This is a genomic window from Pseudomonas sp. ADAK7, assembly GCF_012935675.1.
GTDB lineage: Bacteria > Pseudomonadota > Gammaproteobacteria > Pseudomonadales > Pseudomonadaceae > Aquipseudomonas.
Genome location: NZ_CP052861.1, coordinates 1,290,493 through 1,315,310, shown reverse-complemented (window position 1 = coordinate 1,315,310; position 24,818 = coordinate 1,290,493). Strand labels below are relative to the sequence as shown.

23 protein-coding genes are annotated in these 24,818 nt (G+C 61.8%); 7 read left to right on the top strand and 16 right to left on the bottom strand.

Annotation, left to right across the window (positions count from 1 at the left end):
• Window positions 1–65: 65 nt before the first annotated feature.
• Window positions 66–587 carry a GNAT family N-acetyltransferase gene (locus HKK53_RS05760; protein ID WP_169369959.1) on the top strand — a complete coding sequence of 174 codons (522 nt, stop codon included), beginning with the start codon at window positions 66–68 and terminating at the stop codon, window positions 585–587.
• 1 nt (window position 588) lies between these two features.
• On the opposite strand, the gene HKK53_RS05755 is transcribed toward HKK53_RS05760, so the two are convergent.
• On the bottom strand, window positions 589–1,281 hold the full coding sequence (locus HKK53_RS05755) for an aspartate/glutamate racemase family protein (RefSeq protein ID WP_169369958.1): 693 nt from the start codon (window positions 1,279–1,281) through the stop codon (window positions 589–591).
• A 79-nt stretch (window positions 1,282–1,360) separates the two neighbouring features.
• On the opposite strand from HKK53_RS05755, the gene HKK53_RS05750 reads away from it, so the two are divergent.
• Window positions 1,361–2,128, top strand: a complete 768-nt coding sequence (locus HKK53_RS05750) for a helix-turn-helix domain-containing protein (RefSeq protein WP_169369957.1) — start codon at window positions 1,361–1,363, stop codon at window positions 2,126–2,128.
• Between the two features lie 70 nt (window positions 2,129–2,198).
• Complete coding sequence (locus HKK53_RS05745) at window positions 2,199–2,693, top strand: hypothetical protein (RefSeq protein ID WP_169369956.1); 495 nt, start codon at window positions 2,199–2,201, stop codon at window positions 2,691–2,693.
• A gap of 24 nt (window positions 2,694–2,717) precedes the next feature.
• On the opposite strand, the gene HKK53_RS05740 is transcribed toward HKK53_RS05745, so the two are convergent.
• The 3 genes from HKK53_RS05740 to ccoN all read right to left on the bottom strand — a co-directional run bounded on the left by HKK53_RS05740 (window position 2,718) and on the right by ccoN (window position 5,013).
• Window positions 2,718–3,104 (bottom strand): putative Ig domain-containing protein, encoded by a 387-nt coding sequence (locus HKK53_RS05740; RefSeq protein ID WP_169369955.1) that lies wholly within the window; start codon window positions 3,102–3,104, stop codon window positions 2,718–2,720.
• Window positions 3,105–3,355: 251 nt separating this feature from the next.
• Window positions 3,356–3,577 (bottom strand): cbb3-type cytochrome c oxidase subunit 3, encoded by a 222-nt coding sequence (locus tag HKK53_RS05735; protein ID WP_169369954.1) that lies wholly within the window; start codon window positions 3,575–3,577, stop codon window positions 3,356–3,358.
• A gap of 8 nt (window positions 3,578–3,585) precedes the next feature.
• Window positions 3,586–5,013, bottom strand: a complete 1,428-nt coding sequence (gene ccoN, locus HKK53_RS05730) for a cytochrome-c oxidase, cbb3-type subunit I (RefSeq protein ID WP_169369953.1) — start codon at window positions 5,011–5,013, stop codon at window positions 3,586–3,588.
• A 259-nt stretch (window positions 5,014–5,272) separates the two neighbouring features.
• Here ccoN and HKK53_RS05725 point away from each other — a divergent pair, with 259 nt between their 5' ends.
• On the top strand, window positions 5,273–6,946 hold the full coding sequence (locus tag HKK53_RS05725) for a nitrite/sulfite reductase (protein WP_169369952.1): 1,674 nt from the start codon (window positions 5,273–5,275) through the stop codon (window positions 6,944–6,946).
• A complete protein-coding gene (locus HKK53_RS05720; RefSeq protein ID WP_169369951.1) occupies window positions 6,943–7,422 on the top strand; it encodes a DUF934 domain-containing protein in 480 nt (159 codons plus the stop codon). Before HKK53_RS05725 ends, HKK53_RS05720 begins: the two co-directional genes overlap by 4 nt.
• Here HKK53_RS05720 and HKK53_RS05715 read toward each other — a convergent pair.
• Window positions 7,409–7,624 carry a hypothetical protein gene (locus HKK53_RS05715; protein ID WP_169369950.1) on the bottom strand — a complete coding sequence of 72 codons (216 nt, stop codon included), beginning with the start codon at window positions 7,622–7,624 and terminating at the stop codon, window positions 7,409–7,411. The genes HKK53_RS05720 and HKK53_RS05715 overlap by 14 nt on opposite strands.
• A 70-nt stretch (window positions 7,625–7,694) precedes the next feature.
• On the opposite strand from HKK53_RS05715, the gene HKK53_RS05710 reads away from it, so the two are divergent.
• Window positions 7,695–8,663, top strand: coding sequence for a hypothetical protein (locus HKK53_RS05710; protein WP_169369949.1), 969 nt, complete (start codon window positions 7,695–7,697; stop codon window positions 8,661–8,663).
• A gap of 128 nt (window positions 8,664–8,791) precedes the next feature.
• On the opposite strand, the gene HKK53_RS05705 is transcribed toward HKK53_RS05710, so the two are convergent.
• A complete protein-coding gene (locus tag HKK53_RS05705; RefSeq protein WP_169369948.1) occupies window positions 8,792–11,152 on the bottom strand; it encodes a tetratricopeptide repeat protein in 2,361 nt (786 codons plus the stop codon).
• Window positions 11,153–11,363: 211 nt separating this feature from the next.
• Here HKK53_RS05705 and HKK53_RS05700 point away from each other — a divergent pair, with 211 nt between their 5' ends.
• A complete protein-coding gene (locus HKK53_RS05700) occupies window positions 11,364–12,035 on the top strand; it encodes a DUF3313 domain-containing protein (RefSeq protein WP_169369947.1) in 672 nt (223 codons plus the stop codon).
• A gap of 123 nt (window positions 12,036–12,158) precedes the next feature.
• Here the strand turns inward: HKK53_RS05700 and HKK53_RS05695 are convergent, their stop codons facing one another.
• The 10 genes from HKK53_RS05695 to HKK53_RS05650 form a co-directional block, all read right to left on the bottom strand.
• Entirely contained in the window at window positions 12,159–14,672 is a 2,514-nt protein-coding gene (locus HKK53_RS05695; RefSeq protein WP_169369946.1) for a fused MFS/spermidine synthase, read from the bottom strand.
• A gap of 103 nt (window positions 14,673–14,775) precedes the next feature.
• Complete coding sequence (locus HKK53_RS05690; protein WP_169369945.1) at window positions 14,776–16,365, bottom strand: arylsulfatase; 1,590 nt, start codon at window positions 16,363–16,365, stop codon at window positions 14,776–14,778.
• Window positions 16,366–16,440: 75 nt separating this feature from the next.
• Window positions 16,441–17,460: an HAD family hydrolase gene (locus tag HKK53_RS05685; protein WP_169369944.1), complete on the bottom strand. Its 1,020-nt coding sequence runs from the start codon at window positions 17,458–17,460 to the stop codon at window positions 16,441–16,443.
• Window positions 17,457–18,764, bottom strand: coding sequence for a BatD family protein (locus HKK53_RS05680; protein ID WP_169369943.1), 1,308 nt, complete (start codon window positions 18,762–18,764; stop codon window positions 17,457–17,459). The genes HKK53_RS05685 and HKK53_RS05680 overlap by 4 nt, the downstream gene beginning before the upstream one ends.
• Window positions 18,761–20,344, bottom strand: a complete 1,584-nt coding sequence (locus HKK53_RS05675) for a VWA domain-containing protein (protein ID WP_169369942.1) — start codon at window positions 20,342–20,344, stop codon at window positions 18,761–18,763. The genes HKK53_RS05680 and HKK53_RS05675 overlap by 4 nt, the downstream gene beginning before the upstream one ends.
• A gap of 1 nt (window position 20,345) precedes the next feature.
• A complete protein-coding gene (locus tag HKK53_RS05670) occupies window positions 20,346–21,338 on the bottom strand; it encodes a vWA domain-containing protein (RefSeq protein ID WP_169369941.1) in 993 nt (330 codons plus the stop codon).
• Window positions 21,325–21,900: a DUF4381 domain-containing protein gene (locus tag HKK53_RS05665; RefSeq protein ID WP_169369940.1), complete on the bottom strand. Its 576-nt coding sequence runs from the start codon at window positions 21,898–21,900 to the stop codon at window positions 21,325–21,327. The genes HKK53_RS05670 and HKK53_RS05665 overlap by 14 nt, the downstream gene beginning before the upstream one ends.
• Complete coding sequence (locus tag HKK53_RS05660) at window positions 21,897–22,832, bottom strand: DUF58 domain-containing protein (RefSeq protein ID WP_169369939.1); 936 nt, start codon at window positions 22,830–22,832, stop codon at window positions 21,897–21,899. The genes HKK53_RS05665 and HKK53_RS05660 overlap by 4 nt, the downstream gene beginning before the upstream one ends.
• Entirely contained in the window at window positions 22,829–23,809 is a 981-nt protein-coding gene (locus HKK53_RS05655; RefSeq protein WP_169369938.1) for an AAA family ATPase, read from the bottom strand. The genes HKK53_RS05660 and HKK53_RS05655 overlap by 4 nt, the downstream gene beginning before the upstream one ends.
• A gap of 75 nt (window positions 23,810–23,884) precedes the next feature.
• Window positions 23,885–24,781 carry a transporter gene (locus HKK53_RS05650; RefSeq protein ID WP_237150794.1) on the bottom strand — a complete coding sequence of 299 codons (897 nt, stop codon included), beginning with the start codon at window positions 24,779–24,781 and terminating at the stop codon, window positions 23,885–23,887.
• Between the last annotated feature and the right edge of the window lie 37 nt (window positions 24,782–24,818).

The following is a 24,818-nucleotide window of genomic DNA, read 5'->3' as shown; positions in this document are numbered from 1 at the left end:
CAGGAGATCTCGCCAGTCAGGTCGATCGCGGGTTAGAGTCAGGGGCCACTCAAGGAAGAATCACCATGGCTCCGACCGACTCCATCATCACTATCCAACGCTTCAGCGAATCCCACATCGACGGCATCACCGCGCTCTACAACGACCCGGCCATTACCCGTCAAGTGCTGCAAATGCCGTTTCAGTCCACCGAGGTCTGGCGCAAACGCCTGATGCCGGAAAACGAACGGGTGGTGCAATTGGTGGCGCTGCATCAGGGTGTGGTCATTGGCAATATCGGCCTGGAGCAGTTCTCGCGCATCCGCCGCAGCCACGCCGGCAACCTTGGCATGGGCGTCGCGGTGGAATGGCAGGGCAAGGGTGTCGGCTCAAAACTGCTGGCGACGGCACTGGACATCGCCGATAACTGGATGAACCTGCGCCGGGTCGAACTCTCGGTCTACGCCGACAACGAAGCCGCCATCGGGCTCTACCGCAAGTTCGGCTTTGAAGACGAAGGCCTGTTCCGCGACTACGCCGTGCGTGACGGCGTGCTGGTGGATGCCTTGAGCATGGCGCGCCTGCGCGCCACGCCCAAGGTCGGTTGAGTCACTCGCCTAATGCAAACGCCACCGCCGCCTGTGCATGCAGTTCGGTGGTGTCGAGCAGGGGCAGGGCGCTGTGCTCGGGTTTGATCAGCAGGCCGATTTCTGTGCAACCGAGGATGATCGCCTGGGCGCCCCGGGCAGTGAGTGATTCGATGACTTGCTGATAGACCTTGCGTGACGCTTCGCTGATCACCCCGACGCACAGCTCGTCGTAGATGATCCGGTGCACTGCCTGGCGCTCCTCGGTTTCCGGCACCAGCACCGTCAGGCCCATGGCTGTCAGGCGATCCTTGAGAAAGTCCTGTTCCATGGTAAATGCGGTGCCCAGCAAGCCCACCTTGAGCGCTCCGGCCTCGACCGCCGCTTGACCGGTCGGGTCGGCAATGTGCAGGAACGGGATGCTGATCGCGGCCTGAATCTGCGCGGCCACCTTGTGCATGGTGTTGGTACACAGCACTACGCAGTCAGCGCCACCGGCCTCAAGCCTGCGCGCGGCATCCACCAGAATCGCCGCCGCGTCGTCCCAGCGCCCGGCATGCTGGGCCTGTTCGACAGGCCCGAAGTCGACGCTGTACATTAGCAATTGCGCTGAACGCAACGGCCCGAGGCGGTCGCGAACCTGCTGGTTGATCAGGCGATAGTATTCGGCGCTGGACTCCCAGCTCATGCCGCCGATAAGGCCGATAGTGCGCATGCTGTGCTCCTGTTTGATGGCAACCCTTTGATTGAGAGTCTCCCGTGGATTCGAGCGTCGATCTATCAGGAAATTTCACATGCTGAGCCAACGCCTGCTGGACGATCAACTGTGCCTGCAACTGCTGCCGCGGGCGGCGTACAGCGCACGGGACCCGGCGCAATGGCACACGCTCGGCGTGACCCTGGAGCGTCAGCAAGGCGTGCATGCCATCGATTCCGACCGGCGGGTGGACTTCGACACCTTGCCCGGCGTACTGGCGCGCACCCCGGTTGGCGTCGAGGTGTTTTCCGAATCGGCCAGTGGTGGCGAATACCTGCTGCTGCGGATGGACGAACAGTTTGCCCGTCAACACTTGCCTTCGGTTAATCACCGCGTGCAGTCCGCAGGCCACGGCCCGGCGCTGGGATTGGCGCGGACGTTGCGGCGCCTGCTGATCAATCCGCAGCCTGACCGGTTGGCCCTGGAACAAGCGGCGCTGGCGTTCGTCGGTCTGGCGAACGGACAAGCCGATGCTGCACAAAGGCTCACGCCCAAGGCGTTCAGCCAGGTTTTGGATCAGATTGCCGTGCAGTTCCATCAACCCCTGAGCCTGGAGCAGTTGGCCGCCACCTACGGGCACAACGAACTGCGCTTTCTGCGCGACTTCACCCGCGCTATCGGCCTCACGCCCCATGCGTATCTGGTCGAAGTGCGCCTGCAAGCGGCGCGGCGGCTGATCGAGCAAACGAATCTGTCCCTGGCCACTATTGCCCTGGATGCCGGCTTCGCCCATCAATCGCACATGGGCAGCGCCTTTCGCAAACACCTGGCCATGACGCCCAGCCAATACCGCTCGCGCTTTTAGTCGTACGCCGGCCGCTGGCTTCTGCCATGCTCAAAGTCCGCAGCACTGCTTCAATCAAAGGAACACCGCAATGGACGACATACGGCAACTGGGCGAGATGCTTCGCCACTACGCAGAAAGCGAAGCGCACAAGAAGCAATTGTTTGAATCGCAATCGGCCGTGTGGGCGACGCGCATTGGTGAGGTGTTCGATCAGATCCAGCAATGGCTGGAACCGGTCCAGGCGCCGAACCTGCTGGAAGTCAGCCGCGAGCTGTACGTCGCATCCGGGCCGAGCGTGCCGGTCGAGAGCTCGACCTTCAAGACCGAAAAACTGACGATTGTGATTGCCGGAAAACCGGTGGAGTTCGTGCCGGATGTAATGGGCGCCGGTGGCCAGATTTCATTGGCGGTCATGGGCTTGACCGCAGCGCGTTACGGCAGCATTTCACTGGTGTGCCTGCCGCCGTCCACCAGCTGGCAATGGCGCAAGACCAATGGCCTGAAAGACCCGGATACCTTCGCGTTTGATGCGGATTTCCTGGCCGTGCAATTGCAGAGCCTGATTCCCCGCGAGCGCGGTTGATCGAACACCTGACGCTGTGTGGCCTCAATGACTCTCGACGTTTAGCGTGTAGGTCCGTTGCGCCGCCTGGCCGGTGCACTGGGTGCCGTAAGTGTTGAGGTAAATCGAGACTTCATAGCGTCCGGGCTTTGTCGGTGTGCCGACGATAACGGCATGGTTCTGGCCCTCTTCATAAACCAGTTTCAACCCTTCAGGCAGCGGCTGCGCCGGGTCGACATAAAACCCGGCGACGGCGACGTTCGGTCTTTCTACCTCGACATCGACGCGATAAGGCTTGCCGGTTGTAGCACTCGCGAGACTGTCGGGTTGGATCGTCAGCGGTGCGCGCCCGGCGCAGCTCGCCAGGGTGCTCAGCTCACAGCCGCCGAGCAGCAGCGAGAGCGCGATTATTGAAAAAAGTGCACGTTTCATGGTGGCTCTTCTATTGGCGATCAAGAATCCTGCTGATTGCTTGAACCCAACCGCGAACGTTCCTGGCAGTGTGTTTTCAACGGGCGGATTCTAGATCAATCCGTCGTTGAAGGACGAGCATCTTCCCGCTGCCTTGGGACTTGATCGTTCCCACGCGCAGCAAAGGAATGCAGCCCGGGACGCTCCGCGTCCCATTGGAACGCGGAGCGTCCCTTGAGGCATTCCCACGCAGAGCGTGGGAACGATCGGTATCAGACTTCGAGGTTGCCCCACCCCGGTTTCGCCTCTTCCGGCGCCACCGCTTTCACCTTCTTCCCCGTCGCCAATTCCACCCGCCGTGCCACCTCCGGGTCATCGGCAAACGGCATCAGACTCGCCTCGTCGAGGCTCTCGGGCGTTTGGTGTTTCAGGCAATACTCGATTGCTAGCCAGAACCCCACGACCCCGAACAGATTCAACGCTATCTCGATCATCTCAAACCTCACGCAATCTGCGCTTCACGCTCGGCCATCGCCACGTCGGATACCCGCACGGTGCGCCAGCAGTTGTAGGCCATCAGCAGCATGCCGCTGAGGAAGAACACCCCGCCGGCAAACCGCACCACGAACCCCGGATGGCTGGCCTGCAAGGCTTCGACGAAGGAGTAGGTCAGCGTGCCGTCGTCGTTGATCGCGCGCCACATCAGGCCCTGAGTGATGCCGTTGACCCACATCGAGGCGATGTAGAGCACGGTGCCGATGGTCGCCAGCCAGAAGTGCAGGTTGATCAGCGGCGTGCTGAACATCTGCTCGCGGCCGAAGACTTTCGGCACCATGTGGTAGATCGCGCCGAAGGTGATCATCGCCACCCAACCGAGGGCGCCGGCGTGGACGTGGCCGATGGTCCAGTCGGTGTAGTGGGAGAGGGCGTTCACCGTTTTGATCGCCATCATCGGCCCTTCGAAGGTCGACATGCCGTAGAAGGCCAGGGACAGCACCAGGAAACGCAGGATCGGGTCGGTGCGCAACTTATGCCACGCGCCGGAGAGCGTCATCATGCCGTTGATCATCCCGCCCCAGCTCGGCGCCAGCAGGATCAGCGACATCGCCATGCCGAGGGACTGCGCCCAGTCCGGCAACGCGGTGTAGTGCAAGTGGTGAGGGCCGGCCCAGATGTAGAGGGTGATCAGCGCCCAGAAATGCACGATCGACAAGCGATAGGAATACACCGGCCGGCCCACTTGTTTCGGCACGAAGTAATACATCATCCCCAGGAACCCGGTGGTCAGGAAGAAACCCACCGCGTTGTGCCCGTACCACCACTGCACCATGGCGTCGGTGGCCCCGGAATACACCGGGTACGACTTGAACCAGTCCACCGGAATCGACAGGTGATTGACCACGTGCAACATGGCGATGACCACAATGAACGCGCCGAAAAACCAGTTGCCGACGTAGATGTGCTTGGTCTTGCGCTGCACCACGGTGGTGAAGAAAACGATGGCGTAGGCGACCCAGACCACGGTCATCCACACCGCGCCGGAGAACTCGATCTCGGCGTATTCCTTGGTGGTGGTGTAGCCCAGCGGCAGGGTGATCAGCATGATGACGATCACCGATTGCCAGCCCCAGAAGGTGAACGCGGCGAGTTTGTCCGAGTACAGCCGCACCTGGCAGGTGCGCTGCACGGCGTAGTAACTGGCGGCGAATTGCGCGCTGCCGGCAAAGCCGAAAATCACCAGGCTGGTGTGCAGCGGGCGCAAGCGGCCGAAGGTGGTCCACGGCAGGTCGAGGTTCATTTCCGGCCAGACCAGTTGCGAGGCGATAAACACGCCCATGGCCATACCCACCACACCCCAGACTATGGTCGCGACGACGAATTGGCGGACGACCTTATAGTTATAGGCCTGCCCGATTGTTGCTGTGCTCATGGTCAGTTCATCCATGCAAAGTCTTGCCAGGCCACCCGGTCTGGCATGGGATGCACTGTAGAAACCTCGCGGGAAACAAAACAGACTCAGGAAAACTCGATTTATACGGATCAGATTGAGGCAGTCCTGCGGCGATCTGACGCGCTCTGATACGGTTTTTTAGGTTTCAGGTGGGTCTGTAACGTGCTGCGCCGTAGGTTCATAGTCGCTTCATCGAAAACGGGCCGCAGAGCCCGATCAACCTTGATGAGGTGGCCACATGTATCAGTACGACGACTATGACCGGGCGCTGGTGTTCGAGCGGGTTGCGCAGTTTCGCGATCAGGTCGAGCGCTTCATGGCCGGTGAACTGAGCGAAGAAGAGTTCTTGCCCCTGCGTCTGCAGAACGGCCTCTACATGCAAAAGCACGCCTATATGCTGCGGGTCGCCATCCCCTATGGCACCTTGAACGCCGGGCAGATGCGCACCCTGGCGAGCATCGCCCGGGACTACGATCGCGGCTACGGCCACTTCACCACCCGGCAGAACATGCAGTTCAACTGGATCGAATTGGCGCAAGTGCCGGACATCCTCGAACGCCTGGCCCAGGTGGAAATGCACGCGATCCAGACCTCCGGCAACTGCGTGCGCAACATCACCACCGAAGCCTTCGCCGGGGTCGCGGCGGACGAGTTGATCGACCCGCGTCCCTTGGCGGAAATCCTGCGGCAATGGTCGACGATCAACCCGGAATTCCTGTTTTTGCCCCGCAAGTTCAAGATCGCCATCTGCTCGGCGAAACAGGACCGCGCGGCGATCATGATGCATGACATCGGCCTCTATCTTTATCCGGGCAGCGACGGGCAAATGCTGCTGCGAGTGATCGTTGGCGGCGGTCTGGGGCGCACGCCGATCCTCGGGTTGCAGATTCGCGAAGGCTTGCCGTGGCAGCATTTACTGTCCTATGTCGAGGCGGTGCTGCGGGTCTACAACCGCCACGGTCGGCGGGATAACAAGTACAAGGCGCGGATCAAGATCCTGGTGAAGGCGCTGGGCATCGACGCCTTCGCCAAGGAAGTCGAGGAGGAGTGGCAGCACCTCAAGGATGGCCCGGCGCAATTGACCGACGTCGAGTACGAACGGGTGGCCAGCGCCTTCGTCCCGCCGGTGTATCAAGCGTTGGCCGGCACCGACCTGGACTTCGGCACACGCCTGGCGCAGAACCCGGCCTTCGCCCGCTGGGTCGCGCGCAACGTGCAGCCACACAAAGTGCCGGGCTACGCCAGCGTCGTGCTTTCGACCAAACCAGGCATTGCTGCACCGCCGGGAGATGTCACCGCCGAGCAGATGGAGGCGGTGGCGGACTGGTCCGAGCAGTTCGGTTTCGGCGAGATTCGCATCGCCCACGAGCAGAACATCGTGCTGCCGGACGTGACTAAGGCTGACCTGTATGCCCTGTGGTGCCTGGCCTGCGACCAAGGGCTGGGCTGCGCCAATATCGGCTTGCTGACCGACATCATCGCCTGCCCCGGCGGTGACTTTTGCGCCCTGGCCAATGCGAAGTCGATCCCGATTGCCCAGGCGATTCAGGGGCGCTTCGAAGACCTCGATTACCTTCACGACCTGGGCGACATCAGCCTCAACATCTCCGGCTGCATGAACGCCTGCGGCCATCACCACATCGGCAACATCGGCATTCTTGGCGTGGATAAGAACGGCAGCGAGTGGTACCAGATCACCCTCGGCGGCGCCCAGGGCAAGAACAGCGCATTGGGCAAAGTCATCGGTCCGTCCTTCAGCGCCGCCGAAGTGCCCGACGTGATTGAGCGGATCATCGGCACCTTCGTCCGTTACCGCGAGAGCGAGGAGTTGTTTGTCGATACGGTGCAGCGCATTGGTCTGGAGCCGTTCAAGGAACGGGTCTATCCGAAAGTGCTGGAGGCGTCGGTATGAACAATCTGTTGCGGCTGGAGGAGGGTGTGGCGCGCATTGATGTGGATGATCCGTGGACGCTGGTGCGGGAAGTTGACGCCGAATTGCCTCCGGGGCGATTGATTCTGCCGTTGGCCCGTTGGCTGGATGAACCGACTCGGCACGCGGTTTGGCTGGGGCCGGACGATGAGGTCGAAAGCCTGAAATCCTGCTTCAACCTGCTGCCGTTGATCGCGCTGGACTTTCCCAGCTTTCGTGACGGACGCGGTTACAGCCAGGCGTATCTGTTGCGCACGCGACTGGGCTGGACTGGCGAATTGCGCGCGATTGGCGATGTGTTGCGCGATCAACTGAGCCACATGCGTCAGTGCGGGTTCGACAGCTTTGCGGTGCGTGAGGACAAGTCGGCTGAAGATGCGCTCAAGGGGTTGGCGGGGATGAGTGTGTTGTATGGGCGGTCGGTGATTGAGCCTCGGCCATTGTTCAGACGCCGCTGAGTTTTTTGTAGCAGCTGCCGAGCAACGCGAGGCTGCGTTCGGCGGCGAAGCCGTCGCAAACCCTGCGCACGCGGTTTACCTGAAAGATCGCGTCGGCTGATTTTACGACGGCTTCGCCGCCGAACGCAGCCTCGCGTTGCTCGGCAGCTGCTACAGGGGCGAGCGTGTTCAGGGAGGTTTTTGCTTGGGCCAGTACTGGCATTTTGGTAGAGTCCGCGCATTCGGCCGTTTTTTTGGCTGCATGGACGAAATCAAGAAGGGAGTCTGGCGTTGTGAGTTTCGGCAAGAAGATTTTAGGGCTGACGGCATTTCTGCTGATGTTGACCCTGTGGGCGGGCTACTTTTACGTGTTCCAGGAAAACCGCGGCGGGCAGTTGGGCGGCGCCTACGACAGCACCGCCTGGTGCGGCACGCCACCGTCGGCCGATGCGCTGTCTTTGGGCAAGGATCAACTGACCCTGCGCATCACCAACAACCTGCGCGGCGAGTTCATGCTCGGCGGCTCGGTGATCGTTTCCGAGCGCACCTTCAACCGCTACGACCTGGGTCGCAATGAATTGCGCCTGCGCCTGGAACCGCTGCAATGGTCCTTCGGCGCCACGCCGATCTTCCTCGAACAGGTGCGGATCAAACCCCTGAGCCGCAACCTCGCCGCCGACAATAAAAGCGCCTACGCCGAACTGGAATCGCGTCCGATCGGCGTGCAAGGGCGGGCCACCGAGTTTCCGTTCGACACCTATCGCTACGGCTACAAACCAGTGCTGTATTACCTCAAGGGTAACGAACGCATCGACCTGCGCTTCCGTCACATCACCACGCTGATGGAGATGTCGAACACCTTTACCCCGATCCAGAAATACAACCGCGTGGAATACATCAACGAGAAGAACTCGATGGTGCGCGATGAGGATTACAAGGCTTACAGCGCCAATGAATGCGCGTTCAGCGTTGAGCGCAAGGTCTCGTTCAAGGTGATCGTTTTGCTGTTGCTGCTAGTGATATGCCTGCCGTTGATGCACGTGTTTTACCGCGACGAGCCGGGGATCGATTTCCTGGCGACGCTGGTGGGGATTGGTGCGGTGCGGGTGATGCTGGTGGGGCCGTTGCAGGATTTCCAGTTGTACTCCATCGACTTCCTGTTTGGCGCGGCGATTCTGCTGGTGGGGACGGTGTCGTTGATCAAGGCGATGCGGGCCAATAGTCGGCGGGCGTTGGCGGCGCAGAGTGGGTCGTCCTGGTGATGATTGGTCCAGAGATTTGAGTTGGCTGAGCTGACGTCTTCGCGGGCAAGCCTCGCTCCTACAAGGATTGCGCAATCCCCTGTAGGAGCGAGGCTTGCCCGCGAAGGGGCCCTCGGATCAAACCACGATCATTTCAACGCCGGATCCCCCATATTCATCTTCTTCCAACCTTGCAACAGCACCTGGGCTTTCGGCTCCTTGCCGTTCTCCAGGTAATACTGGATCAACGACAACCGCGCATTGCGATTGGCGGGCTGCACCTTCAACAACCGCTCCAGCTCCTCGCACGCTTCATCCACTTTGCCACTGTCATGCAGCGCCACCGCCAGCACATAACCATACTGCGCACTCTGCGGTTCCAGCGTCGCAGCTTTGCGCAGCAGCGGCATGGCTTGCGCCGTTTGACCCGCACGAATCAACGACAATCCCTGGGTGTGCAATAGCAACGCCGCTTCCGGGTGTTCCTTGACGCTCTGTTCCAGCAGCGCTTGCGCCTCGGCACCGCGCCCACCGGCCTCCAGCCATTGCACCAGCGTCACCAGCGCCGGGTAGAAATCCGGGTCGCGCTTGAGCGCCGCACGTAGCAGCGGCTCGACATCCGCCGGGCGTCCACTGGCTTGATAGAGCATCGCCAGGTTGAGGTTGGCTTCGGCCCGTTCCGCCAGGCTCTTCTGTACATCTTCGTACTCGGCGATGGCCGCATTCCAGTTGGCCTGGGCACTGCCCAAACCATTGCGTGCAACGTTCAGCAGGTCCCGGGCGGCGACGATCCGTACCGCCTTCACCGGATCGCCGAGCAATGGCGTCAGCAATGGCGCGCGCTCTGCTGGCGGCAGGAACGCACTGATCACCCGCACTGCGCTTTCCCGCACTTGTGGCGCCGGATTGCTCAAGTCCGCCGTCGCCAGTTTCAACGCTTGCTCGCTCGGGTACAGCGGTAGCTCGGACAGCAGGGTCGCCCGTTGAATCGCTGGCAGGTTGCTGCGCTGTAATTGCTCGTACAAGGCCTGCGCCGCGCCCGGTTGACCATTGCGGATCAGCCACAGGCTTTCGTCATAACGCGGCGCTTGAACAGCAGACGCCGACGCTGTGTTCCAGAGCTTGAATTGCTCGGTCACCTTGTCCCCGGCCTTGCCCTGGTGACAGGTCAGGCACGCATCCGGTGTCCCCAGTCTCAAAGCGCGCTCGGGGTTGGGAATGCTGAAGCTGTGGTCATGCCGAAAGTCGTTGCCCATGTAGAACTTGCCCGGCAGGTGGCAATCCACGCATTGCGAACCCGGCTGACCCATGGCGTGGCGCGTGTGTTCGACGGAATCGTAGTTCTTCGCCTGCAGGCCCTTGCCATCGACACCTTCCTCCGCGGTCTTGCCGGCAGTGTTGTGGCATTGCAGGCATACGCCAGTGCCCGGCGCCTTGAGCTGGGTGCTGTGGGGGTTGTGGCAGTTACTGCAACGCACGCCCTTGTCGAACATTTTGCTTTGGGCGAAGGAACCGTGTTCGAACACTTCGTCCTTGATCTTGCCGTCCAGCGCGTACAGCTCACGGGTCAGAGTGCTCGGTAGGTAATCGTCCATCAGCCGGTTGCCAACGGTATAACCATCGCCCAATGGCGCGCGACGTGAGTGGCAGCGGGCACAGGTCTCGAGCTCGACCGTGGCGTTCTTGTCCTTGAGGTCGACGGCAAATCCGGAGTGGATCAGATCGGTTTTTTTCGCCGTCCATTCAACGTGATTGGACGCCGGACCGTGGCACGCCTGGCAGCCGACACCGAGGCTGTTCCAGTGACTCTCGAAGGTGTTTTTCGCCGCATCGAAATTGCGCTTGTAGCCGGTGGTGTGGCACTCGACGCACATGAAATTGGCGTTCTGGCTCGGCTTGCTCCAGTGCAGCGGATTCTTGAAGTTCACCCCCTGGCCCGGATAGAGATGAAACCACTTGTGCTTCTCGGTATCCCAGGCCACGCCGAGGGCTTGCAAGCGACCTTCGCCGACCTCGATCAGGTATTGCTGAAGCGGTGCGATGCCGAAGGTGTAGGCGGCCTTGAAGTCCGCGTTCTTGCCATCGATTCCCGGGGTGTTGACCCAGAACTCGTCACCCTTGCGCGAAAACACGGTGGTCTCTTTTTCCGCCTTGAAGGTGACGTTGTTGAAGTCCCCCAGCATCGTGTCGGCGGTGGCCGGCTGCATCGCCAATTGATGATGGGAGCCTTGCCAGTCCTTGACCTGCTCGGTGTGGCAGCCCTGGCATTGCTGCTCATCGACCATCGTCGCCGGTGCGGCAATTACCGCCGGTTTGGCCGGTTGAGCGATGGGCGTGCTGACGGGGGCAGGCTTCAAAGGTGCCGGCGTGCTGCTACTGAACAGAAACCAGCCAATCGCCGCCACGGCCAGCAGCAATACGCCGATGGTGACGGGAAACAGGTAGCGGTTGATCAGGGACGGACGCGAATCAGGGTTTGGGTTTGCAGCTTTATTTTTATGCTTCGGCATTGCGACTTCCGTAGTCCGAGTGCGTTGGCCGTTCAAGGCGCGCTTTGAAGCTCGGTGCAGCTTTGCCGGATGGCAAGCGCCTGTCAAATAGGCTTTGTGCGCTAAGCCACAGCCTTAGATGAATCTTCGATGATGCTGACGGCAAATTATTGATGTTTGGCTATAACTACCTAGTCCAGTCGCGTTATCGACCTCTTACAGGAGTAACAGCATGAAGCTTGCGTTAATGATGAGCACACTGTGTATCGCCTCGATCGGGGTGGTCGGCTGCTCCAGCAAAGTGGTCGAGCCCGACCAGTATTCGGGGTTTCTCAAGGACTACAGCCAGCTAAAGGAAGCCAAGTCGCCATCGGGCGCCGAGGTCATGCGCTGGATGGACCCGAAACTCAAAATCGACAAATTCACCAGCGTCTACATCGAGCCGACCCAGCTCTACCCCCAGCCACAACCGACCGTGAAAATTCCCCAGGCCACCCTCAATGGCATCACCGGTTATTACGACCAGGCGCTCAAGCGCGAACTGGGTAAATCCTTGCCATTGGCCGCCGGTCCAGGGCCAGGCGTGATGGTGGTGCGCGCGGCCATCACCGCCGTCAGCAGCAAGACTGAAGGCCTGAAACCGTATGAAGTGATCCCGATTGCGCTGGTGGCGGCGGCGGTCAGCACGGCCAGCGGGATTCGGGATCAGGAAACGACCTTGGCCACTGAGGCAGTGTTCCTCGATGGTGGCAACAACACGGTGGTGGCCCAGGTGGTGCGCAAAGGCACCGGCAAACCGCTGGAGAACGACACCCAGGTGATGAAGGCCGATGACGTGAAAAGCGTGATCGATGGGTGGGCTTCGGATTTGCATCAGTCGTATTTGAAACTTAAGTCCAAGTAGCCCTCACAGATCGTTCCCACGCTCTGCGTGGGAATGCCTCAAGGGACGCTACGCGTTCCAATGGGTCGCGGAGCGTCCCGGGCTGCATTCCGACGCGGAGCGTGGGAACGATCAGTCAGGGGGTCACTGCCCGACAAACCACCGGTAATACGGATTCCCGCCATCCCCGCGCATCACGTCACCAATGTCCCGCGCCCAGGCATCCCGATCCCCGTCATAGGCATGCAGACTCGCCCGATAAAACTGCATCAAGCGCTGGCGGTGGGCGTTCATCCGTTCGTTGAACCCCGCATCGACATTCACCAGGGTTGGCGCGACGTGCAAGTCGAGCAACGCCGGCAACACGCGGCTGATTTCCTTGGCCCGCACCCACGGCGCGTACTCGATGCGCGGGTGATCGTCGGTCACCGCTGGCGCGTCGGCGGCAAAGTGTTCGAGCCCTGCGCGGTCCGTCACCCACGTCGCGAGCAACGCCGCAGCCGAGCCAATGCCCACATCCTGCAAGGTGCTGCGAACGCTGTCCTGCTGGAAGCGCTGGGTGATCTTCGCCGCATCCAGCTCAATCGGTTCCATCGAACCCACCAGCAGCATTTCGTGGAACTCGCTGGTCCACAGGGTGGCGTAGGGGTAGACGTCGAGGAAGCTGCGCACCAGCGAGCGCGAGTCATCGATGTTCTGCGTTGGCAGCGGCAGCCACTGCGCAACCAAACCGTTTTTCTCCAGCCGACTGGCAGCCAACTGGTAGAAGTCCCGGGAATACAGATTGACCACGCCGGCAGCGGAGGGCGGTGGCGGTTCGAGGGTGATCAGGTCGTAAGTCTGCGGGTTGCGCAGCAGTTCCTGGCGACCATCGCGCAAGCGTACATCAACGCCCGGATCGCTGGCGGCATTGAAATTGCCCTTGAACAGCGGCGCAGCCTTGACCACCGACGGCAGCAACTCGGCGACCACTCGGTGGTCCAGCCCCGGATAACGGGTCAGGGCCCCAGCGGTAATGCCGGTACCGAAGCCGATCACCAGCGCCGACCGCGGCTCGCCGTTGTGGATCAGCAGCGGCAGCAGCGCCTGGATGCGCATGTAGCGCAGGGACGGCATGGCGTCGCCAGTGTTTGAAACACCTTGAATATACAAGCGCTGAAAGGCTTTCTCGCCCTTGCCCTGGGTGACCACCGCCACGGTGCCGCCGCGTCCTTCTTCGTAGAACGCCAGGCTCGCGTTGCGAGCGCCAGGGAGCAGGCTGGCGAGTTTGTTGACCGGGGTGAAGATCGCCAGCACCACGGACAACAGGCCGACCGCGACCACGGCCTGACGCCGGCCTTTCTTCACATGGTGACCTTTGCGCACCGCGAAATAGCCGATCCCGGCGGCGACAACCGCCAGCAGTCCGAGGGTGCGCACCAATCCGAGCCATGGAATCAGCAAGAACCCGCAGAGCATCACCCCGACAATCCCGCCAAGGGTGTTGAACGCCACCACCGCGCCGACATCCTGGCCGATTCGCTCACGGCCTACGCTTAAGCGCAACGCCAGTGGAAACGCCGCGCCCAGCAGCAGGGTCGGCACAAACACGATGCTCAGCGCCGCCACGGCAAAGCGGGTGCTCATGCCCACCAGTTCACTGGCGCCCAACGACAACACCCAGGCCTCGGCGACGCTTTGCGCGAGCACCAGCCAACGGCCGAGCAGGGCGATTTCCAACAGGGCGATCAACCCTGCACCGGCAATCAGCAAACCGAATACGCCCCAGGGATCACGAATGCGATCAACCCGCCGGGCCAGCAGCGCGCTGCCGAGAAACAATCCAGTGAGGTACGTCGCCAGCACCACGGCAAAGGCATAGGTGCGAGTGCTCATGAACTGCACGATCGATTGCGACCAGACCACTTCGTATCCCAGGGCCACGCCGCCCGCGATGGAGTACAGCCACAGGGCCAGGCGATCCGGGGCTTTGTCCGCGTGATGCTTCACCGGCGCGTCAGCCACAAAGGGACGGTGACGTTGAAACCACAACGCACCGGCGGCGGCCAGCAGGTTCAGCATCGCGGCGGCCAAGGCGCTGCCGCGCACGCCGAGAGTCGCGATCAGCACAAACGCCGCAAGCAACGTGCCGGCGATGGCGCCTGCGGTGTTAGCGGCATAGAGCTGGCCGCCAGCCTTGCCCAGTTGCTGCGGATCGGCGGCCAGCGAGCGCACCAATACCGGCAGCGTGCCGCCCATCAACAACGCCGGGAGGCCGACCAATGCGAAGGGCAGGACCCAGGCCAGTACGCCGATATGCTGCTCCAGCCAGGCGAAGGGACTGGCCGCCAGGCTCATGGCGAACGTCGCGCCGACGCCGATGATCGCCACCAACACTTCCAGCCCCGCATAGAGCAACACCGGCTGCTGCAAACGATCCGACCAACGTCCAAACAGCCAACCGCCCAAGGCCAATCCGGCAAAAAACGCACTGGTGCCGGTGGTGATGGCATACACCTCGACGCCCACCACCAGGGACAATTGCTTGATCCACAGCACCTGATACACCAGCGCCGCGGCGCCGGAAACGAACAGCAGCAGGGCAGGGATCAACAGCGCCGGGGAGGCGACATGCGGGGCAGGTATGGCCGACGACTTGCTGGCGACACGTGAGGACATTGCGGGGTGCCTTGTGCATGATCGTTCCCACGCAGAACGTGGGAACGATCAGGTTCAAAAAATAAGGCCGCCCGCCGATGAAGGCGAGCGGCGGTCCAGCGTTTTACTGTGCAGCCGGTGCCGCTTTCATTTTTTCTGCGATTTTCGCATCCACGGCAGCACGGATCTGGTCGATGCTGAAGCTCGCCGGTCTTTGGCTCGGTGGATACTCGATGAACGTCTGTAGGAACTCAGCCGATTTGGTCACCGCGACGCCTGCCAGGTAGACGTTTTTGGTGTTCCAGTCGTAGAACTGGTCCGACACCACGTCGGCCCGTTCATACGGGTCCATCCGCAGGTTGAGGATTTTCGGCACCCGCAGGCACACGAACGGCTCGCTCCAGACCCGGAAACCGCCCGGTTGGCGCTGCTCGCAGAACACCACTTTCCAGTTGTCGAAGCGCATCGACACCAGCACCCCGTCATCGTTGAAGTAGTAGAACTCCTTGCGCTCGCCTTTAGGCTGTTGGCCGGTCAGGTACGGCAGTTGGTTGAAACCGTCCAGGTGCACTTTGAAGTTGGTGCCGCCAGCAGTCGGCGTCCAACCCTTGAGCAGCTTGTCCTTGACCTGGGCATCGCCCGCCGCCGCGAGCAGCGTCGGGAACCAGTCCATGCCCGAGAACATCTCGTTGGAGACTTCACCGGCCTTGACCTTGCCCGGCCAACGAATGATTGCCGGTACGCGATAGGCGCCTTCCCAGTTGGAGTTTTTCTCGTTGCGGAACGGCGTGGTCGCCGCGTCCGGCCAGGAGAACTGGTTCGGCCCGTTGTCGGTGGTGTAGACGACGATGGTGTTGTCGGCGATTTTCAGGTCGTCGAGGGTTTTCAGCAGTTTGCCGACGTCGCCGTCATGCTCAAGCATGCCGTCCGCGTATTCGTTGCCCGGCATGCCGCTCTGGCCCTTCATCGAATCGCGCACGTGGGTGAACACGTGCATGCGCGTGGTGTTCATCCAGACGAAGAACGGTTTGTCCGCCTTGGCCTGTTTCTCGATGAACGCTTGCGCGGCCGCCGTGGTTTCGTCGTCGATGGTTTCCATGCGCTTGGTGGTCAGCGCGCCGGTGTCTTCGATCTTGCCGTCGGCGAAGCTGTGGATCACCCCACGCGGGGTGTTGGCCTTGACGAACTCAGGGTCATCCTTGGGCCAGTACGGGCGTTCGGGTTCTTCTTCGGCGTTGAGGTGGTACAGGTTGCCGAAGAATTCGTCGAAACCGTGGTTGGTCGGCAGGTATTCATCCCGGTCACCCAAGTGGTTCTTGCCGAACTGGCCAGTGGAATAGCCAAGGCCCTTGAGCGCCTGGGCGATGGTGATGTCGCGTTTTTGCAGGCCCACCGGGGCGCCCGGAATGCCGACTTTCGACAGGCCGGTACGCAGGGGCGTCTGGCCGGTGATGAAGGATGACCGTCCTGCGGTGCAGCTGTTCTCCGCGTAGTAGTCGGTGAACATCATGCCTTCCTTGGCAATCCGGTCGATGTTCGGAGTCTTGTACCCGACCACGCCCATGGAATAGGCGCTGATGTTGGTCTGGCCGATGTCGTCGCCGAAGATCACGAGAATGTTGGGTTTTTCAGCGGCCCCGGCAGTCGCCGAAAACGCCATGACCGAGGCTGCCACCAGGGCGAGTTTCGGTAGCCACTTGCGTATGCGAGTCATCTGACTTGCTCCTTTTGCTCACTTGCGTCGCCTCAGGGCGACCTACGTTTTATGCGGTCCTGCGTAACGCTGTTGTTATTGCACTTGCTCGGTGGTGGCCTCGAACGGGTAGATCCGCTGCCAGTCGGCAGCCATGTCCACGATAGTCCAGCCACGGGATTTTGCTTCGTCCAGCGCCTTGTCCAGCTTGCCGACCGGGGATTGACGGTCGTAGGCCCATTCGCGCTTGGCATCGGTGTGGTGCACCAGGCCCATGAAGCGTTTGCCGGGTCCGGCGGCAGTCCACTGCAGCATTTGCAGGTCGCCGTCGGAGTTGCCGAACGCCAGGATCGGGCGTCGGCCAATCACCGCGTCGATGGTCTCCGGTTTGCCCGGGCCGTCATCGTTGTGCGCCAGTTTGGCGGTGCGCAGGATCGATGGCTGGCCGTCCTTGAGCTGGTAGGCGGTGACGAAGGTGGTGCCGATCACTTGTTCCGGCGGGATGCCATAGACCTTTTCGGCGAAGGCGCGCATGAACGCGGTGTCGCCGCCGGAGACGATGTAGGTCTTGAATTGCTGGCCGCGCAGGTAGTCGAGCATTTCCAGCATCGGCTGGAAGATCATCTCGGTGTAGGGCTTGCCGGTTTTCGGATGGCGAGCCTGGCTCAGCCAGGTCTTGGCGTAGTCGTCGAAGGCTTCGGTGGTCATGCCGGTGTGGGTCGCGCCGAAGATTTTCAGGATGCCGTCCATGCCCGCAGCGGCCAGGGCTTTGTGATCGTTTTCCAGCACGGCTTTGAAGGGTTGGGTGGTTTTCCATTCCGGGTGCTGCGGCGCGGTGCGCTTGACCTCGTCGAAGGCGAACAGCAACTCGAAATACGCTGGCTGCTCGCTCCACAGGGTGCCGTCGTTGTCGAACACCGCGATGCGTTCGGCGGGTTTGACGAAGTCCTTGCCGCTTTGATCGGTGACCGCTTGCACGAATTCGATGATGCTTTGCTTTGCCGGGCCGTCGTTCCACGAAGGCAGCGGTTCGGTGGCCTGGGCCAGCAGCGGCAGGGCCAGGGTCAGCAGCAGGGTCAACCCGTAGCGGCGGCGGATCGATAGCGGGTGCGTCATGGGAAATCCTTCTCGTGAACGGGGTTGAGTGGCCGTAACGCGGGAGGCGCCGGGGCCTTGTGACGCTGGGCCTGACTTTGCAGCGTAGCCAAGGATTGCTTGAGCTGGCGCAGGGCCTGATCTTCGGTCGGCGTGCGGCCGTAACAGGCGCGCAACAGGGTTTGCAGGCGTGGGCCGAGGTCAGTCAGCTTCAGGCCCTGGCGGCTGCGCCGGAGCCACAGGTACAGGGCGCTCAATTGCGCGGGTTTGCCTTCGATTTGCCCGGGGATCTGCTGCCAGGCGTAGTCCGCCGATTGCAGCCACGCCGTTTGCCGGACCTGATGTCGCGCCTGTCGGGCGAGCCAGGCGCGGCGGACGAGCGGGCGGAGGAAGTGGCCAAGCAACGCCACGATCACCAGGATCGCCAGCCCGCCCAGCCAATGCCCGGACAGGTGCACGCGGCTCTGCTGGCCGAGTTTTTTCAGGTCTTCGCTGATGGAGAACACCGGGCGATAAGCGCTGTTGGCGGCGGCTTCAAACGTGACGGCCGGCACTTCGGCGGTGCGGGTCTGCCGGGTGCTGGCGTCCCACCATTTCACTTGGATGGCCGGCAGGCTGTAGCGACCTTGGGTGTCGATCCGGTAGGTCACGGTGTCGATGCGCTGCCCGCCGTTGAAGTGGCCGCGCCCATCGTCCAGGGTGCTGACCTGCGGGGCTTTCGGGTAACGGCTGAGGCCGCTGACCTCGGCCATTGACGGCGTCGGCAGTGACATCGCCAGGGCGCCATCCGCTTGCAGGGTCAGTTGCCGGGTGAGGCTGTCACCGACCTTCAATGGCGTTGCCGAGCTGAAAGTTTGTTGGCTGAAACGCAGACCGCTGGCCACCAGTACCGCTTCACCAGCCTGGAACCCTGGCGGTTGCGCGGCCGTGAAGTGCAGCGGTTGGCTCTGGGCGCTCAGTGGCGCACTGGCTTGGGCCGGCGTGGCACGTACGGTCAACGCCGGAATGTCGAAACCCTGGGCCAGGCTGGGCGTGATCAGGTAGCTGTAGCGCATACCGTTGAAGGATTTGCCGTCAAGGGTCTGGTTCAAGTGTTGCGCGTGACCGTTGGGCGGCATGACCAGCGCGCCGTTGAGTGTCAGGTCGGGCAAGGTCGGGGCGTCGGTGAACCAGGTGTCGGTAAGGACATCAAGCTGCAGCTCGACGAGGCCGCCGACCATGATCGAATCCACCGGTTGCACCCGGGCCTGCACCCGCAACAGGGGTTCATCGGCGAATGCAGTCGCCGACAACAGCCACACCAGCAACGCGCCAATAATCCTCATGGCGCCCCCCGGGTCTGCTGATCCTGCAAATTGAATTTCTGCTTCAAGAACTTGGCCGGCGATGTACTGAGGTTCTGCAACCACACCTCATCCGACGCCGCTTGTTCGGTCTGCACCGGTTTGCTCTGGCCCTTGCCCGGTGCCTTGTCCATCTTGATCTCGTCCGGCTTGACCTCGGGAGCGTTCTGCTCGGCGCTGTCGGTGTCTTTTTGCAAGGCGATGGCCAGTGCCAGATTAGCCGTCGCTTGCGGGAATTGCGGTTGCAACTTCAAAGCCTGGGTGTACGCGGCAATCGCCTGATCGAACTTGAAACGCTTCACGTAGATATTGCCCAGGTAGAAATACGCCTGAGGTGTTTCCAGTCGCGCAAAACTCGCCAGTGCCAGGTCGTAATCGGCGGCGTTGTAGGCGGCAATGCCTTTCCAGTACGGATCGACAAACAGCGCCGCCGCCTGCGGAAAATGCTGGTGCTCGAAGGCCCAACGACCTTGCTGGTCCCGGGTAAAAAATGCATCGGTGAGCCCGTTGGCTTCGGCGCTGGAAGGTTGCAGGCCAATGCCCAGCGCCAGCAGCAAACCGGCCATCCAGTTCAGGCTCCAACCCTTGCGCACGCTGAAGAACGCGATCAACAGCAGCGGCCAACACAGCCAATAACCGGCGTCTTTCCAGTGCAGTTCGCGCTGTTCGGCACTGGCACTCTGGAAATGCTGCTGGGCGTGCAGTTCGACCCAGTCGAGGTCATCGTTAGTCAGCGTCAGGCTGCCCAGTGGCGCATCCACCGCCGAGGCCAGTTGCTTGAGCGCCGCCTGATCGAAACGGCCCAGCGCCGGCCGCCCATTGCTGTCGGTGCGCGGCTGGCCGCTGGCGTCGTGGATGATCCCGCCGTCTTCGCTGCCGACGGCAAGGATCAGCACTTGCAACGGGCTGTTATCCAGCAGCTTGTTGAGACCGTTCAGCTGGGGCGTGTCTGCGCCATCGGTGATCAGCAACAACGTGCCCGGAGTTTTCTCGGCGGCCAGCAGGCGCTTGGCTTGCTCGACCACCGCGCCGACGTCTTTCCCGGACTTGGCGATCAGGTCAGTGCTCAAGGCCTGGATAAAGGTGTCGAGCAACGCTGGATCGTCAGTGGGCGGTAACACCAGGTGTGCGCTGCCGGCGTAGGCGATCAAGCCGCTGCGGGCCCCGGCGCGGCGCTGGATCAGGTCGTGGAGCTTGTGTTTCGCTGCTTCCAGGCGACTCGGTGGTACATCGCTGGCGTCCATCGATGGCGACAGGTCGATGGCGATGATCAGCGGCGCACGGTTTTCCAGGAAGTCCGGGCGATCCTGTTCCCAGGTCGGGCCGGCAGCAGCGAGGGCGCCGAGGATCAACAGGGCGCAGACCAGATGCACCGGGCGCAGCCGCTGCTGGTCCTGCGGCGTGATCAACAAGTGCGGCAGCAAGTGCTCGGCGATAGTGCCGCGCAAGCGCCGTTGCAGATCATGGCTACGGCGCCACAACAGCGGTAGCAGCGCGCCGAACAGTGCAAGTAAAAGCCACAGTGGGCGCAGGAAATGGAAGTCGCTGAGATTGATCTCCATCTCAGACCTCCTGCCGTTGACGGGCCATCGACAGGCGCGGACGGAGCAGGGCGCCCAGGTGATACAACGCCAGCAACGCCATTGCAGCGCCCAACGGCCACCAGAACAGATCACGTTTGGGCTGATGGCTGAGGGTTTTCACCTGATGCGGGGTGAGTTGGTCGAGGGTGCTGTAGACCTTATTCAGCGCCGTGCGGTCTTCAGCACGGAAGAACTTGCCGCCCGTGGCCTCGGCGATTTGCTGCAAGCCTTGCAGGTTGACCTTGGTCTCGCCTTCCGCCGTCGGGTCGCCGATGCCGATGGTGTGAATCACCACGCCCTTGGCTGCAGCCATCGCGGCGGCGTGGTCCGGGGTGATGGCGCTGCTGGTGTCGTTGCCGTCGGTGAGCAGGATCAGCACTTTCTCTTGTTCGTGGGCCTGATCCAACAGTTTCAGGCTCAGGCCGATGGCATCGCCGATGGCCGTATTGGGTCCGGCCATGCCGATGCCGGTGTCGTCCAGCAACAACGACAGGCTGGCATGATCGAGGGTCAGCGGCGCTTGCGGATAAGCGCCGCTGCCGAACACGATCAGGCCCAGGCGATCATCTTTGCGCTTGCCAATAAAGCCGTGGACCACCTCTTTGACGGCGGCGAGGCGATTGATCTTCTGACCGTTGGCATCGGTGAAATCGGTGGTTTCCATGGACTGGGAAATGTCGATGGCCAACATCAAATCGCGCACCGGTTGCTGACGCTCGATGGGTTTTTCGACGTAGACCGGGCGAGCCACGGCGATCAGCAACAGCGTCCAGACCAGCAGATTCAACAGCAGCTGCCAGCGGTTGTTGCGACTGCCGGGGGTGCTGGGCGCCTGGCCGATCGCACGGCTCATGGCGCTGAAGAATGGCACGCGAACGGCGCTGCGAGCCTCGCGGTAAGCGGGCAGGTAGCGGTAACCGAACCACGGCAACGGCAGCAGCAGTAACAGCCAGGGGTAATCAAACTGCCACATGATGATGCTCCACCCAGCGTTTGCAGGTGGCGAAGAGCTGTTGGCGGTGTTCGTCCGGTAGTGCCAGCAATGTCGCGTCGGGGGCGTAGGCCAGCTGCGCCAGTTGCTGGCTGAAATCGGCGGGCAGTGGTTGCGCACTGTGCCGCACCAGAAAAGCCTGCCAGTCATCACCTCCCAACGCACCCACCCCCTGTAGGAGCGAGGCTTGCCCGCGAAGAACGATGACGCGGTCTTTCAGAGGGACCGCGTAACGGCCTTCGCGGGCAAGCCTCGCCCCTACAGGATTGGGGATCGACAGGGCGACGCGTTTTAGCAGTTCAGGAAGTTCACGCAACGCACTCAAATCATCACTACGCCGTTGCAACTCCGCCAACCGCACCAACCCTTCCCGCCGATAACGATCCCGGCGCCATTGCCAAACCTTGCGCGCGCTCACCAGCAGCACCATGACCACCAACGCACCGAGCAACACCCACCAGCCCCACGTCTGCGGCGCGTAACTGACCGGCGCGGGCAATCCCAGCTCCTGGAGCTGTTCGATACTCGGAACGTTCGGGTTCATCGCCGGCCGCCGCTGAGTTTTCCCAATTCGGCGCGCAATTGTTCGTGGGCCGCGGTGGCGGTGCTGAACATCATCAGCGGCACCTGACTGCGGCGCAGCAACGTGGCGACGTCCTTGAGCCGCCCACTGAGAAAGTCCCCCAGCGGTTCATGCACCCGCCGCTGTTCCACCGCCAGTTCCACCTGCAACTGGCCCTGGGTCACCAGCAAACGCCCGTTGTTCGGCAGGTTCAGCGCCAAGGGGTCGTAGACCTGCATGGCGATCACATCGTTGTGGGCCGCCAGTTGCCGCATCAACTTCAAGGTGCGTTCGCCGGCCCCGGCAAAGTCGCTGACGATGCAGATCAAATGATCGTGACCGGCCACGGCCAGGCAATGCTGCAAGACCTTGTCGAGTTGATCTTCATCTTCAAAGTCCGGATTGGCGGCGTTCAGCTCCTGATTGTGCTGGGCGATGCGGCTGCACAGCGCTTCGAGCCGTTTACGGCTGCGCAGCGGGGCGATGCTGTCGATGCGTTGATCGTTGAACACCAGCCCGCCAACCCGGTCGCCGGCGTTGAACACCATCCACGCCGCGAGTGCGCCGAGTTCGGCAGCGATGGCCGATTTGAAGCTGTGTTGCGAGCCGAAGAACATCGACATGCGCTGATCCACCAGGATCAAGGCCGGGCGGTCGCGCTCTTCGGTAAACGTGCGCACCACCGGTTTGCCGGTGCGCAGGGACGCGCGCCAGTCGAGGTGACGCAAGTCGTCACCCGGCTGGTAGCGGCGCAACTCATCGAAATTCAAGCCACGACCACGCAAACGCGAGGCGTGGTTGCCGGCGAGGATGCTGCCTTGCGGCTGGCGCGTGAGGAAACTCAGGTCACGGGCCTTGAATTCCAGCGCCATCAACTGCGCCAGAGAGACATAGACCAGACCGTCGGTGTTCATGCGGGAATCGCCACTGTGTCGAGCAATCGATCCAGCACCTGATCCGCCGTCACGCCGTCAGCCACCGCGTCATAACTCAATTGCAAACGATGACGCAGCACCGGATGCACCACGGCGCGCACGTTGTCCGGCGAGACGAAATCCTGCCCTTGCAGCCAGGCATCGGCGCGGGCGCAACGGTCCAGGCCAATACCGCCACGGGGGCTGGCGCCAATGGCGATCCAGCGCCCGAGGTCGGCGTCGTAATCCGCCGGGTGGCGCGTAGCGTTGATCAAGTCGATCAGGTAGGTATCGATGGCCGGGGACACATGAATGCCGCTGACCTCACGGCGTGCAGCAAAAATCACTTCCTGCGACAGCGCAAAGCCCGGCACCGGCGCGGTCTTGGCGCCCAACGCAAACTCCTCTTCGCGCAACAGCCGCAGCACCTGGCTCTCGTTTTCCGCGCTCGGGTAATCCAGCAGCACTTTCATCAGGAAACGATCCATCTGCGCTTCCGGCAGCGGGTAGGTGCCTTCCTGTTCGATGGGGTTTTGCGTCGCCACGACAATGAACAGGTCCGGCAGCCCATGGCTGTTGCCGGCCACGGTGATCTGCCGTTCTTCCATGGCTTCCAGCAAGGCAGCCTGAACCTTGGCCGGGGCGCGGTTGATCTCATCGGCGAGGATCAAATTGCCGAACAGCGGCCCGGGCTGGAAGCGGATTTCGTTCTTGCCTTCAACTTGATGCAGCACCTCGGCGCCGGTGATGTCCGACGGCAGCAGGTCCGGGGTGAACTGGATGCGGCTCATCTTCGCGTCCAGGTGCTTGGCCAGGGCCTTGACCGTGCGGGTCTTGGCCAGGCCGGGCAGGCTTTCCAGCAACAAATGACCGTTGGCCAGGAGTCCGAGCAGGATCTGCCGGATCACCTGATCCTGGCCGAGGACGGACTCGGCGATACTGGCTTGCAGGGCGTTTAAATCAGTGAGTGCGGTCATGGCTGTCCCTCGCTCAAAACATAAAGGTCGGAATGACCGGGATAAACGACAAACGGCAATTCCAGCGGCGCTCCGTTACCAGGCGTACTGCAAGCGCAAGGTCCAGGTGTTGACGTCCGGTGAACCGGTACGCTCCGAAACCGTGTCCGAGTAGGCGATCAAACCGCCGAACTGCGGCGACAGCATGAACCCGACGCTGGCGCCGAACAGGCCGTTTTCCTGTTTGTTGTCCTGCCAGTCGCCGTTGATTCTGGTTTCGCCGCCACGGTTATACGTGGCGTCGAGCGAGGCCCATAACGCGCGGTTGAGGGTGTAGCTGTAGTGGGTTTCGATGGCGTAGAGCGGTTTTTGCTCAAGCTTGCCGTTGCCGTGATAGTCGTCGTTGTCGCCGTACATCGACACGTAGGTGTTGAACTCCAGCCAGGTCGGGCCGATGGGCGTACCGAAAGCAATTTCCGGCTTGAAGGCCCAGCGGTTGGAGCCGATGTTGATGATCCGGTCCTTGTCGTAATCCCCGGTCGGGGCGGTAATCCACAGCGCACCGGTGAGGAAGGTTTCCGGGGTCCAGTTGGCGAACTCTTCCTTGGTCAGCGCCGGGCCGCCGAACAGGTTGTGCACCAGCACAAACTGGGTGTCGGCCATGCCGCCGTTGTGCTTGGTGCCATCGAAAAACTGGGCGTTGTCGAACGACGCGGAAATGTCGGCGTAGGGTTGCAGGATCTGGATCGCACTGTTGCGCCCGTCCACCGCAAAGGATCGGGCGTAGCGGGCGATGTACAGGTTGGCGTCCAGGGACAGGCCATCGATCGGCAGCGCGGTGTCGATCGGCGTGTTGGTGTCGATGCGGTTGTAATAGCCGAACACCATGTTCAGGTCGGTCGGCAGGTTCTGCCAGTCGCGGGCGTTGTCGGCCTGGCTCAATAGCGGGGTCAGGGCCAGCGTCAGCGCCGTCATTCCTTTTCGGGGTGTCATCACGCGCATGCGTTTGCTCCTGCAATGTTGTGGGCCG